This is a genomic window from Pinirhizobacter sp., from assembly GCF_036499745.1.
GTDB lineage: Bacteria > Pseudomonadota > Gammaproteobacteria > Xanthomonadales > Rhodanobacteraceae > Pinirhizobacter.
The window spans coordinates 110,325-122,532 of record NZ_DASYDG010000017.1 but is presented as its reverse complement, the minus strand read 5'-3'; the positions used below and the strand labels follow the sequence as shown (position 1 = coordinate 122,532).

Sequence of the window (12,208 nt, the reverse complement as noted above, 5' to 3'; positions counted from 1 at the left end):
CGGCTCTACGTTGACTTCTTCCTTGACGTTCGGATTGGCCTTGGGCAGGTCAATCTTGATCCGATGCGTCATCAGCGGCGCCGTGATCATGAAGATGATCAGGAGCACCAGCATCACGTCCACGAGGGGCGTGACGTTGATCTCCGACATGGGGCCGCCGCTGTTGCCCCCGGTGCTCATGGACATGGGTCAGAACCTCACTTCTTGACGACGACCGGAGCCACACCGGCTTCGACGCGTGCGCCAGTAGCGAAGTAGTCGTGCAGGTCGTGCGCGAACTCGTCGAAACGGGCGTAGGTCAGGCGGTTGGAGCGGTTGAAGAAATTGTATGCAAGCACGGCCGGGATGGCGGTGAACAGACCGAAGGCGGTCATGATCAGCGCTTCGCCGACGGGGCCGGCCACCGCCTGCATCGAGGCATCGCCCGACGAGGAGATGCGGATCAGCGCGTGGTAGATACCCCACACCGTACCGAGCAGACCGATGAACGGCGCGGACGAACCGACCGTTGCCAGCAGGGTGAGGCCACCCTCCAGGCGCAGGCTTTCGCGAGCGACGGCCTGGCGCAGTGCGCGGTCGATGAACTCCGAGCGCGAAAGCGTTTCGGCAAGACGGCCACCAGCAGCCTGCTGGTGATGGGCAACCGCGGAAGCGGCGTCCAGTGCGATCTTGGAGAACGGTTCGCCCTTGGGCTGTTCCTCGAGTACGCGGATCGCGTCCTGCGTGGAGTTGTTGCCCCAGAAGCCCTGGATCACGCGTTCGGCGCGGCCACGAACCATGCCGTTGCGGATCGCGTTGGCGATGATGAAGTACCAGGAAGAGAAGGACATGATCACCAGGGTCACAAAGACGATCCAACCAAGGGGATCGAAGTTGTGGATAAGGTGATCGAAGCCCATGGCCTTCATGGCTTCGGCGTTGGACTGTGCTGCCGGAGCAGCAGAAGCGGAGGTGTCTTGCAACATAACGCTACCCTTGGGAAGTCAAGCGTGAACTTTGATAGACAAGCGCACTAGAAAGAAGTGCTCAGGTCTGGCTGAGATTGAATGTTACCGGGACGCGAGCATAGCCCTCGACCACTTGTCCACCGCGCTTTGCCGGATTGAACTTCCAGCGCTGTGCGGCCTGTACCGCGGCCTGGTCCAGCTCGCGGAACCCGCTGGACTTATCGACCTTCACATCCTTGGCAGAGCCGTCGACGGCCACCAGCACCAACAACACGACGGTACCTTCATGACGCTGGCGTACGGCCTGCGGCGGGTACTTGGGCGGATTGCGGCTCTGGTAAGACAGATCCGAACTCGCTTCGATCGCCGCGGGCGGAGCCGGCGGAGCCGGGGGCGCGGGTGGCGGAGCGGGCTGCGGATTGTTGGTCGCTTCCTCAACTGCCGGCGGCGGTGTCGGCGGCGGCGGTGTCGGCGGTGGCTTGACCTGCTGGATGATCTTCGGCGGCGGCTGCTTCGGCGGCTCGGGCGGCGGAGGCGGCGGGGGAGGAGGAGGCGGCGGCGGTTCGATGAAATCGACGTTCACCACGCGCTCTTTCTCTTTCTCCTGCTGCTTGGGAGGGGTGGCGGGCGCAACCAGCATGAGGAAGCCGACCGCATGAATCGCGACGGCTACCGCCAACGCGCTCGTGCGTCCCCAGCTGAACGGCGCTTGGCCGGTTAATTCGTTACTTGAGGCCATCTTTCACTATCAAGCAAGTCGATCGGAAGTCGGATCGCACAGGGATTGTCGGCAAAGCCGCATTGACACTGCGAACTTCGCCTGAACGCCTGGGCGGAAAGTAATCAACGGTACACCAGCTTATGGCATTTGTATAGCAGCGAAGGGGCGTTATATGGACGTCTATTCGCGCCCCTTCGGCGCATTTTTACCAATGCCTTTACCTGGCTTTTACTTCGCTGCCGCCTGCTTGAGCCAGGCATTGGCCTTGGACGCCGTTTCCGGGTCCTGGGCTGCCTGTTTCATCGCGGCAACAGCGGCGGGCTTGTTCTTCAGCCCACGCTCGCTCTCGGCCAGCACCATGTATGCGCTGCCCTTGTGTTTGACACCCTTTGCAATCGCGGCGGTGACGGATTTCTTTGCAGCGGAGTACTGGTTCTGCTGCAGCTGCACGCGCGCCATGGCAAGGCCCACCTCGCCATCCTTGGAGAGCGGTTCGGCCTTCTGGTAGTACTGGACCGAACCTGCTTCGTTCTCACCGAGGATCGCAGCGTCGCCCTGTAGCTTGTAGTTCTCTGCGGACTTCTGCATCTTGCCCTTGCTCATGCCGTCTTCGACGACGGCAATGGCTTTGGCGCCATTGCCCTTGGCATCGGTACCGTCCTGCGCGAGCAACATGTACGACTTGGCGAGATTCTGCCAATCGGTTTCGTCGTTGAGCGTGCCGTTGCTGCGCGCCTGTTCGAGCAGCTTGATCGCCTCGGGATACTTTTGCTGTTGCAGCAGTACCGCGCTGGCATTGCGCAGCGCCGTGGCATCACCGGGATTCTTCGCCAGCTGGTCGGAGGCGAGCTTGGAAACCTGATCGGTCTGGCCGGTTTCCGAATAGCTGGCAAGCAGGATCTGGTCCCACTGCGGATTCGGTTTGTCGGTCATCGTCTTGGCTTTGTTGATGGCGGCGATGGCTTCCGGATATTTCTCCATCCGGTAGTCGATCATGCCTTCAAGACCGTGGGCTTCGGCAGTGTCCTTCTTGCCCTGGTCGCGCCACTGCTGCAGCGTCTGCTGCGCCTGCGGATATTGTTCGTCGCCGGCGTAGTACTGGGCCAGGTTGAACTGCAACTGGAAATACGTGTCGTTCGGCAGCGCGTTGCTGTCGAGGGATTTCTTCAACAGTTCGATGCCGCCCTTCTTGTCGCCACCGTTGTACTTGATGTTGGCCAGCGCCTGGGTTGCCAGCGCCTGCGCATACTTGCTCTTCGAGCCATCGGCGATCGGCTGCAACAACTGCTGCGCCTTGGCGTCGTCGTTATCCTGCGCCGCCTGCAAGCCCTGGTTGAGCGAGTCGGCTTCTTTCTTGTCGATCGGGTCGAGCTTGGGCTCGGCGCGCGTGGCGTTGGGGTACAGCGCTTCCTGCTTGGGAGCGTCCTTGGTGTCTTTCGCGATGGCCGGTGTTGCGGCCAGCGTGGCCAGGAACGCGGCACACGCAAGTGCTTTCAGAAGGGAACCCTGTTTCATTCGCCTCACCTTTTGTTGGCATCGCGCCTGAACGCGATGGGGGACCCGAGAGGGTAACCCGGCAGCGCAGCTGGAACAAGTTGCGGTGCCGCAAAAAAAGGCGTGTCAAAACAATGGCTTGTTATATAAACGTTGACGCGCCACGAAACATATTGTCGTACAAGGGAATTTTTTGTGCATTCGTACCGCCCCGCTGTTGCAGCGGGACGGTCCACGAACCCTCAGACGTCGAGGTTGGCGACCCTCAGCGCGTTCGCCTCGATGAACTCGCGGCGCGGCTCCACCGCTTCGCCCATCAGCATGGAGAACATCTGGTCGGCGGCCACGGCGTCTTCGATGCCCACCTGGAGCATGCGGCGGGTTTCCGGATTTACCGTGGTTTCCCACAGCTGCTCGGGGTTCATTTCGCCCAGGCCCTTGAAGCGCTGGATGGCACGACCCTTCTTCGCTTCGTCGAGCAGCCAGTTGCGGGCCTCGACAAAGCGCAGGACGCCACGTGAAGCGTTGCCGCGCCGAACCACGGCGTCGGCCTGGATCATGCCGGCCACCGCCTCAGCCACGACACGGATGGGGCGGAATTCAGGGCCGTTGAAGAACGACTGGGGCAGCAACCAGGTGTGGTCCAGGCCGTGCTGGGTGCGCACGATCTCGATCGCCGCGGACTGTTCGCCCGCCGCCGGACGAAGCGCCATGCGATAGCTCGGCCGACCCAGGCCGCTGGTATTGAGGCCCTTGGCCACGCCCTCGAGCCATGAAGCCATCATGGCCGGATCCTGCCAATGCGCCTCGGTGAGCACCGGCTGCTCCAGCATGCCGGTGAAGGCCGCGGAATCGTAACGGTGCGCCATGCGACCGATCTGGTCGAGCGCGGACTGGTAATCCTTCAACAGTTTTTCCAGGGCCTCACCGGTGATCGGTGGCGCGTCCGGGCTGTAGACCAGGCTGGCGTTATCCACCGCGCTGGAGATCAGGTAGTTGTTCAAGGTGGCGTCGTCCTTGATGTACATCTCCTGCTTGCCCTGCTTTACCTTGTAAAGCGGCGGCAGGCCGATGTACACGTGGCCGCGCTCGATCAGCTCGGGCATCTGCCGGTAGAAAAAGGTGAGCAGCAGCGTGCGGATGTGGGATCCGTCCACGTCCGCGTCGGTCATGATGATGATGTGGTGGTAACGGAGCTTATCGGGGTTGTATTCGTCTTTCCCGATACCGGTGCCCAGCGCGGTGATCAGCGTGCCGACCTCGGCAGAACTGATCATCTTGTCGAAGCGGGCTTTCTCCACATTGAGGATCTTGCCCTTCAATGGCAGCACGGCCTGGGTCTTGCGGTTGCGGCCCTGCTTGGCCGAGCCACCGGCGGAGTCACCCTCGACCAGGAATATTTCCGACAGGGCCGGATCCTTTTCCTGGCAGTCGGCGAGCTTGCCCGGCAGGCCGGCAATGTCCAGCGCGCCCTTGCGGCGGGTCATTTCGCGGGCCTTGCGGGCGGCTTCGCGGGCTCGGGCGGCGTCCACCACCTTCGAGGCGATGATCTTGGCCTCGGCCGGATGCTCGAGCAGGTATTCGGAGAACTTGTCGTTCACCACCTGCTCCACCACGGTCTTGACCTCGCTGGAGACCAGTTTGTCCTTGGTCTGCGAGGAGAACTTCGGGTCGGGCACCTTTACCGAGAGCACGGCGATCATGCCTTCACGCATGTCGTCGCCGGACAAGCTGGTGAGCTTGGCGTTCTTGGCCAGGCCTTCCCGCTCGATGTAGCCCTGCAGGGTACGGGTGAGCGCGGTGCGGAAACCGGTGAGGTGGGTGCCACCGTCGCGCTGCGGGATGTTGTTGGTGAAGCAGAACATCGTTTCCTGGTACGCATCGGTCCACTGCATGGCGACTTCAACGGTGATGTCGTCTTGCGTGGTGTTGATGCTGATCACGTTCGGATGCAGCGGCTGCTTCAGTTCCGAGAGGTGCTGCACGAACGAACGGATGCCGCCTTCGTAGGCAAACGTGTCGCTGCGCTCGTTCCGCTCATCGGAAAGATGGATGGTGACGCCGGAATTGAGGAATGCCAGCTCGCGTAAGCGCTTGGCCAGGATGTCGTAATGGAATTCGTTGTGGCTGGTAAAGGTGACGGTGCTGGGCAGGAAGCGCACCAACGTGCCGCGAAGCGACGACGGTCCGACCGTCTTGATGGGATACAGCGGCTCGCCGTCGGCATATTCCTGGACGTATTCCTGGTCATCGCGATAAATGGTGAGCCACAGCTTGGCGCTAAGGGCATTGACCACCGAGACGCCCACGCCGTGCAGGCCGCCGGATACCTTGTAGGAATTGGCGTCGAACTTGCCGCCGGCGTGCAGGACCGTCATCACCACTTCGGCGGTGGACTTGCCCTCTTCCGGGTGGATATCCACCGGAATGCCGCGACCATTGTCTCGGACGCTCACGGAGCCATCGTCGTGGATGATCACGTCAACCTGGTCGCAATAGCCCGCCAGGGCCTCGTCGATGGCGTTATCCACCACCTCGAACACCATATGGTGCAGGCCGGTGCCGTCATCGGTGTCGCCAATGTACATGCCAGGACGCTTACGGACGGCATCCAGGCCTTTCAGAACCTTGATGTTGCTTGAATCGTATGTTTGGTCAGTCATGCACCCATCCAGACAGGCACCGCCGCGCCGGAGGCGCGGATCGGGCATTCGATCAATTATAGCAGGGCGGCGACGTGGCCTTGTTCCACGTGGAACATCGTCACTGGGACCGTCTCAAGCGCTGATGGGACGTCCGTGCCGGTGATGAGCACCTGCGCCCGGTGCTCAAGTAACTGCCCTACTACCCACTCTTGATGAGTACGATCGAGCTCAGATGCAAGATCATCGAGGCAGATAACAGGCCATTCGCCGCGGTTCGCCGCATAAAGCGATGCTTGCGAAAGCAGGGCAGCCATCGCCGTGAGTTTCTCCTGGCCCCGGGACAAATGCTCCCGTAGTGGCGCGTTTTCGAAGTGAATGGACCAGTCCGCCCTGTGGCTACCCACCGTGGTATGGCCACGACCCTGATCGCGCTCCCGACGAACCCGCAGGGCCTCGTCCAGGTTGAGGTCGTCCGGCCAGCCCCGCCGATACACCAGTTCCACCGCACCCAACTCCGGAAGCAGTGCCGAGGCGTATCGGGCCAGATGGAGCCGAAGCTGTTCCAGGTAGGACGCCCGATGGCTATCGATGGCCTGGCCTGACTGCGCCAGTTCGACCTCCCAGGGCTCCAGAAGGCCAGGATCCACCGACCCACCCTGCCGCAGCAGGCTGTTCCGCTGTTTCAGGGCGCGCTGGTAACGGCGCCAAGCCAGCAGGAAATCTTGTTCCACGTGGAACACACCCCAGTCGAGGAATCGACGCCGCTCCTCGGAGGGCCCGGCAATGAGTGCGTGCGATCCGGGTTCGAAACAGACGACAGCGGCGTGCTGTACCAGCGCGCCAAAGCTGGACGCTGGGGCCCCATCCACGCGCGCCGACCACTTTCCGCCCTCTTTGCCGAATCCGAGGCGATGGCGCGTCCCCGACGCTAGCGACACCTCAGCGAATACCGAGAATCCTGCGGCACCGCGACTGATCAGGTTTTCCCGGCTGCCGGCGCGAAACGACCCGGCGTGTGAAAGAAGGTAGGCCGCCTCCAGCACGCTGGTTTTGCCGGCTCCGTTGGAGCCGGTGAAAAGATTCATCCCCGAGGCCAGCGAAAGCGAAACATCCGACAGTGATCGAAGGTTGACGATGCGCAAGGTATCGATATTCATCGCACCAGCCCCACAACGAAAGACGCCGGGAGGTCGAAGGACCGTCCCGGCGTCGGCTTCCGGCAAGCGGCTGCCGGTGGTGTCACAGGCGTAGCGGCATGATCACGTGGCGGGCGTCTTCGCTGCCTTCTTCCTGCAGCAGGCAGCTCGATTGCGCATCGCGCAGGCTCAAGCGCACGCTTTCGCCACGCAGTGCACCCAGGGCGTCGAGCAGATAGCCCACATTGAAGCCCACGGCCAGATCAGACACCGACGTCTCGCATTCCACTTCCTCGACGGCTTCTTCCTGCTCGGGGTTGTGCGCCACGATACGCAACTTGCCGGGACTGAGTTCCAGCTTCACGCCGCGGTACTTCTCGTTGGACAGGATGGCGGCGCGCTGCAAGGCGCTTCGCAGCACTTCCCGGTCGATCGTGGCTGTTTTATCGGCACCGAGCGGGATCACCGCTTCGTAGTCCGGGAAACGACCGTCGATCAGCTTGGAGGTAAACACCACGTCGCCACGGCGCACACGCAGGTGATTCCGGCCAAATTCGATCTCCACCGAACCCTCACCCGTCTCGAACAGGCCCACCAGTTCATTGACACCCTTGCGCGGGATGATGATCTGGCGACGTGCGGCCACCGAGCTTTCCAGCTGGGTCTGCTTCAGCGCCAGGCGATGGCCGTCGGTGGCCACGCAACGCAAGGTGTGTTCCTGGAGGTCCAGCAGCATGCCGTTCAAGTAATAACGGACGTCCTGGTTGGCCATGGCGAAGGACGTACGGTCCATCAGGTCGCGGAGGACTTCCTCGGGAAGGGTGACCCGTTCCACCAGCTCGATCTCGTCGATCACCGGGAATTCGGTGCTCGGCAGGGTGGCGAGCGTGAACCGGCTACGCCCGGCATTCAGGGCGACTCGCTCGCCGTTGAGCTTCACGTCGATCTTGGCACCGTCGGGAAGTGCCCGGACGATGTCGAAGAGCTTGCGTGCCGGAATCGTGACTTCGCCGTCCTGGACGCTGGTCGCCGGGGTGCTGGCGATCATTTCCACTTCAAGGTCGGTGCCGGTGAATGAAACGCGCTCCCCCGAGGCCTGGACCAGCAGGTTAGCGAGCACCGGCAAGGTTTGCCGACGCTCCACCACTCCCACCACCTGTTGCAGGGGCTTTAGCAGAACTTCCCGTTGGATGCTGAATTGCATGCGTCCCCTACTCCTGCTTTTTTGTTTTTAAGATGTATTTAGTGGTGGTTGTAGGTGCTGTGCGTAACTCGAAAAAACCCGGTAAAACCTTCAAAATCAAAAACTTAACCGAATGTTTCAAGCTGTATCGTTTGGTTCAACGACTGTGTGTGATCTGTGGATAAGTCGGGCACCTGCGGTTACCCAACTATTATCCACACCTTGTCAGCCCGTTAATATACGAATCAGCTGTTCCCAGTCCTGGCGCATGCGAACGTCCTTCTCGCAGAAGCCGCGGATGGTGCGGCAGGCATGCAGCACCGTGGTGTGGTCACGCCCGCCGAAAGCCTCGCCAATCTCCGGCAGGCTGTGTTCGGTCAGTTCCTTGGACAACGCCATGGCCACCTGCCGGGGTCTCGCCAGCGAGCGCACACGGCGCTTGGACAGGAGGTCGGACAGGCGCACCTGGTAATAGTCGGCCACCGTCTTCTGGATGTTCGGTACCGTCACGGCCTGCGCGTGCGTGTTGAGCAGATCCCGCAGGGTTTCTTCGGCGAAATCCGTGGTGATCGGCTTGCCGTAGAAGTTCGCCCGGGCCGCCAGCGTGTTGAGCGCGCCTTCCAGGTCGCGCACATTGGAGCGGATCCGGCGCGCCAGCAGCATGGCGACGTCTTCGGATACAGCCATGCCCTTGTCGTGCGATTTGGACAGCAGGATCGCCGCACGCGTTTCGAAGTCGGGCGGTTCGATCGCCACCGACAAACCCCAGCCCAGGCGCGACTTCAGCCGCGGCTCGAGCTTGTCCAGTTCCTTGGGATAGCGGTCGCAGGTCAGGATGATCTGCTGCTTGGCTTCAAACAGCGCGTTGAAGGTGTGGAAGAATTCCTCCTGCGTGGTGTCCTTGCCGGCGAAGAACTGGATATCGTCGATCAGCAACGCATCCACCGAGCGAAAGCGGCGCTTGAACTCGTCCATGCTTTTCGTTTGCAGGGCCCGCACCATGCCGCTGACGAACTGCTCCGAACGCAGGTACAGCACCCGCGTGCCGGGGTTGTTGGCCACGATCAGGTTGCCCGCGGCGTGCATCAGGTGGGTCTTGCCCAGGCCCGTGCCGCCGTACAGCAGCAGCGGGTTATAGGCCCGTCCCGGGTTCATCGCCACCTGCATCGCGGCAGCCTTGCCCAGCTGGTTCGACTTGCCTTCCACGAAGGTCTCGAACGTGTAGTGCGGGTCGAGGTTGTGGGTGTATTCGGGCTCGGCCGGCAAGGAAGGTTCCGGCGAGCGCACGGCGCTGGGCTGCGACGAGGCCGGACGCGGCGGGGCCGGGCGTGGCGCGCTCGAACCCACCTCAAGGCGCACGGGGATCTCCCGGCCGGCCAGGTGATCCACCACGCCACGGATGGTGGGCAGGTATTGCTCGCGTACGGCGTCCAGGGTGTACGGATTGGGTGCGAAAAGATGCAATCCATTGATATCTTCGCGGGCCTGCAAGGGCATCAGCCAGGTATGCAGATCCTCGGCGCTCAATTCGCCTTCCAGACGCTCAAGGCAGCGCCGCCAAAGTTCACTCATCAGGGTTCGGTCTAGGCTTGTCTCCCGCGGGACGCGGGAAGGACAGTGGAGTCTACCAGCAAGGGGCGTCCCCTCCGGGCACCGCCCGGCCAGCGGCCGGACCCATGTGTTTGACAGCGCGCCAAAAACTTCCCATACTTTCCAACCTTTTTCCCTCCAGACACACGGACTTCGCCATGAAGCGGACATTTCAGCCCAGCGTCCTCAAGCGCGCCCGTACCCACGGTTTTCGTGCCCGCATGGCCACGAAAGACGGCCGCAAGATCCTCAGCGCTCGCCGCGCCAAGGGTCGCAAGCACCTGATCCCGTAAGAAGCCTGCAGATGGCTGCTGCCGGCATGCCGCGCGAGGCGCGGCTACGGCGCGCCGCCGACTTCGACACGCTTCGCCAGGCCAGCGGCCGCTCCAGCGGCCGCTGTTTTATTTTGCGCTACGGAAACAACGAGGTTGGCACTGCCCGCATGGGCCTTGCCATTTCCAAGCGTGTTTCCAAGCGTGCGGTTGATCGCAACCGCCTCAAACGCCTGGCGCGTGAGTCGTTTCGCCGCGCCCTTCCCGGCTTGCCCCCGGTTGATATCGTCGTGACCGCCCGCACCATCGCGCTTGAGTGCTCGGGCGCGGAGCTTCTTGCCGAGCTTGATGAGCTTTTTGCCCAGGTGCGGCCGTTGAAGGCGGCACAGCCTCCCGGCACAATCGCGGGCTGAACCTCCACTCTTCCTTTCGTTCCGCGACTGTGCCCGTCGCGCCACCGGACACGTCCAAGCAATGAATCAATCGCGGCTGTTCATTCTCATGGCGCTCATCGCCGTCTCCTACCTGCTGATGGAAGCCTGGCAGAAGGATTACGCCCCGCCACCGCCCGTAGCTGCACCCGCTGCCACGGCGTCCGTCGATGGTGGCGTGCCGGCGGTCTCCAGCAGCAGCGCCGGGGCCGTGCCGGCCGCCGCCAACGCGGCGTCCGTCGACAAGGCCAATGCGCCGGCAGCGCCAGCGGCACAGCTTGTCACCGTCACCACCGACGTGCTGCGCCTGACCATCGACACCCGCGGCGGCAGCCTCGTCCGCGCTGAACTCCTGGCCTATCCGGATTCGCCGGTCACCAAGAAGAATCCGGCGCCGCCACCGGTGCGCCTGCTCAACGATTCCACCGACCACTACTTCGCCGCACAGGATGGCCTGGTCAGCACCACCGGCGCCGCTCCCGATCACCGCGCGTTGTTCCACGCCGAACAGACCAGCTATGCCCTGGCCGATGGGCAGAACCAGCTGGGCGTGGACCTCACCTGGACGGGCGACAACGGCCTGAAGGTGACCAAGAGCTACAAGTTCACCCGTGGCAGTTACGTCATCGGCTTCGACCAGCACATCGAAAACGGCGGCAGCAGCACCTGGACGGGCAATGCCTACCAGCAGCTGCAGCGCGTGGACCAGCCCAAGCCGGCAGGCTGGTGGACCTCCTACACCGACCCGTCCTCGCATAGTTTCTTCGGCGCCGCCTGGTATAGCCCCGACGAAAAATACGAGTCGATGCCGTTCGCCGAGTTCATCAAGAAGCCGCTCGACCGCCCGATCACCGGCGGCTGGAGCGCGATGATCCAGCATTACTTCTTCGTCGGCTGGATCCCGCCGGCGACCGAAGCCGTGGCGTACTCCACCAAGGTGCTCGACCCCGACACCGCGCACCCGCGGTATCTGATCCGTGCCTTCGGCCCGGCCATCACGGTGGCACCGGGCCAGGCGAATGACAGCACCGCCCGCCTGTATATCGGCCCGAAGCTGCAAGGTACGTTGAACGCCATCGCGCCGGGCCTTGAGCTTTCCACCAACTACGGCTGGCTCACCGCGATCTCCCAGCCGCTGCACTGGGCACTGTCGAAGCTGCATTCGATCTCCGGTAACTGGGGCGTGGCGATCATCATCCTGGTGCTGTTGCTCAAGGCCGCGCTGTTCAAGCTCACCGATGCGCAGTTCCGTTCCGGCGCACGCATGCGCAAGCTGCAGCCGCGCGTGGCCGCGCTGAAGGAACGCTACGGCGACGACAAGGCCAAGATGCAGCAGGCCATGCTCGAGCTGTACAAGAAAGAGAAGGTCAACCCGATGTCCGGTTGCCTGCCGATCCTGATCACCTTCCCGGTGTTCATCGGCCTATACCGCGTGCTGATGGAAAGCGTGGAGCTGCGCCACGCGCCGTTCTTCGGCTGGATCCACGATCTTTCCTCACCCGATCCGCTGTTTATCCTGCCGGCGATCTACGTGCTGATCACCATGGCCACGCAGTTCCTCACGCCTGCCGTGGGCATGGACCCGACCCAGGCCAAGATGATGAAGGTGATGCCGCTGATCTTCGCGGTGGTATTCGCCTTCTTCCCGGCAGGCCTGGTGCTGTACTGGATCATCAACGGCGCCACCAGCCTTACGCAGCAGTACTTCATCACGCGGAGCGTCGACCGCGCGGATACGAAACTGAAAACGTCTTGAGGAAAAACGCGGGGCGCATCGAAGGATGCGCCC

Annotated in this window: 11 protein-coding genes; 3 read left to right on the top strand and 8 right to left on the bottom strand. The window is 62.5% G+C overall.

From position 1 onward, the window contains the following. The 8 genes from VGM61_RS06490 to dnaA all read right to left on the bottom strand — a co-directional run. Positions 1-186 (bottom strand): biopolymer transporter ExbD (locus tag VGM61_RS06490; protein WP_331521929.1); only part of this gene is annotated, 186 nt, incomplete at its 3' end. Between the two features lie 11 nt (positions 187-197). Further along, positions 198-965: a MotA/TolQ/ExbB proton channel family protein gene (locus VGM61_RS06485; RefSeq protein WP_331521928.1), complete on the bottom strand. Its 768-nt coding sequence runs from the start codon at positions 963-965 to the stop codon at positions 198-200. 61 nt (positions 966-1,026) lie between these two features. After that, positions 1,027-1,587 carry an energy transducer TonB gene (locus VGM61_RS06480; protein ID WP_414694808.1) on the bottom strand — a complete coding sequence of 187 codons (561 nt, stop codon included), beginning with the start codon at positions 1,585-1,587 and terminating at the stop codon, positions 1,027-1,029. A 309-nt stretch (positions 1,588-1,896) separates the two neighbouring features. Continuing rightward, positions 1,897-3,183 carry a tetratricopeptide repeat protein gene (locus VGM61_RS06475; protein ID WP_331521925.1) on the bottom strand — a complete coding sequence of 429 codons (1,287 nt, stop codon included), beginning with the start codon at positions 3,181-3,183 and terminating at the stop codon, positions 1,897-1,899. A gap of 221 nt (positions 3,184-3,404) precedes the next feature. Beyond that, a complete protein-coding gene (gene gyrB / locus VGM61_RS06470) occupies positions 3,405-5,825 on the bottom strand; it encodes a DNA topoisomerase (ATP-hydrolyzing) subunit B (RefSeq protein ID WP_331521924.1) in 2,421 nt (806 codons plus the stop codon). A gap of 56 nt (positions 5,826-5,881) precedes the next feature. After that, on the bottom strand, positions 5,882-6,964 hold the full coding sequence (gene recF, locus VGM61_RS06465; protein ID WP_331521923.1) for a DNA replication/repair protein RecF: 1,083 nt from the start codon (positions 6,962-6,964) through the stop codon (positions 5,882-5,884). A gap of 82 nt (positions 6,965-7,046) precedes the next feature. Beyond that, positions 7,047-8,147: a DNA polymerase III subunit beta gene (dnaN, locus tag VGM61_RS06460; protein WP_331521922.1), complete on the bottom strand. Its 1,101-nt coding sequence runs from the start codon at positions 8,145-8,147 to the stop codon at positions 7,047-7,049. 204 nt (positions 8,148-8,351) lie between these two features. Further along, a complete protein-coding gene (gene dnaA, locus VGM61_RS06455; RefSeq protein ID WP_331521921.1) occupies positions 8,352-9,698 on the bottom strand; it encodes a chromosomal replication initiator protein DnaA in 1,347 nt (448 codons plus the stop codon). A 176-nt stretch (positions 9,699-9,874) separates the two neighbouring features. Between dnaA and rpmH the strand changes: the two genes are divergently transcribed. The 3 genes from rpmH (at position 9,875) to yidC (ending at position 12,175) form a co-directional block, all read left to right on the top strand. Continuing rightward, positions 9,875-10,009, top strand: coding sequence for a 50S ribosomal protein L34 (rpmH, locus tag VGM61_RS06450; protein ID WP_331521920.1), 135 nt, complete (start codon positions 9,875-9,877; stop codon positions 10,007-10,009). 11 nt (positions 10,010-10,020) lie between these two features. Continuing rightward, a complete protein-coding gene (gene rnpA, locus VGM61_RS06445) occupies positions 10,021-10,401 on the top strand; it encodes a ribonuclease P protein component (RefSeq protein WP_331521919.1) in 381 nt (126 codons plus the stop codon). Between the two features lie 61 nt (positions 10,402-10,462). Next, positions 10,463-12,175 carry a membrane protein insertase YidC gene (yidC, locus tag VGM61_RS06440; protein ID WP_331521918.1) on the top strand — a complete coding sequence of 571 codons (1,713 nt, stop codon included), beginning with the start codon at positions 10,463-10,465 and terminating at the stop codon, positions 12,173-12,175. The last annotated feature ends 33 nt before the right edge of the window (positions 12,176-12,208 follow it).

Bases quoted from the DNA above. Each gene is read 5' to 3' on its own strand.
- VGM61_RS06485 (WP_331521928.1), bottom strand. From the start codon at position 965: ATGTTGCAAGACACCTCCGCTTCTGCTGCTCCGGCAGCACAGTCCAAC.
- VGM61_RS06480 (WP_414694808.1), bottom strand. From the start codon at position 1,587: ATGCTGGTTGCGCCCGCCACCCCTCCCAAGCAGCAGGAGAAAGAGAAA.
- VGM61_RS06475 (WP_331521925.1), bottom strand. From the start codon at position 3,183: ATGAAACAGGGTTCCCTTCTGAAAGCACTTGCGTGTGCCGCGTTCCTG.
- gyrB (WP_331521924.1), bottom strand. From the start codon at position 5,825: ATGACTGACCAAACATACGATTCAAGCAACATCAAGGTTCTGAAAGGC.
- recF (WP_331521923.1), bottom strand. From the start codon at position 6,964: ATGAATATCGATACCTTGCGCATCGTCAACCTTCGATCACTGTCGGAT.
- dnaN (WP_331521922.1), bottom strand. From the start codon at position 8,147: ATGCAATTCAGCATCCAACGGGAAGTTCTGCTAAAGCCCCTGCAACAG.
- dnaA (WP_331521921.1), bottom strand. From the start codon at position 9,698: ATGAGTGAACTTTGGCGGCGCTGCCTTGAGCGTCTGGAAGGCGAATTG.
- rpmH (WP_331521920.1), top strand. From the start codon at position 9,875: ATGAAGCGGACATTTCAGCCCAGCGTCCTCAAGCGCGCCCGTACCCAC.
- rnpA (WP_331521919.1), top strand. From the start codon at position 10,021: ATGGCTGCTGCCGGCATGCCGCGCGAGGCGCGGCTACGGCGCGCCGCC.
- yidC (WP_331521918.1), top strand. From the start codon at position 10,463: ATGAATCAATCGCGGCTGTTCATTCTCATGGCGCTCATCGCCGTCTCC.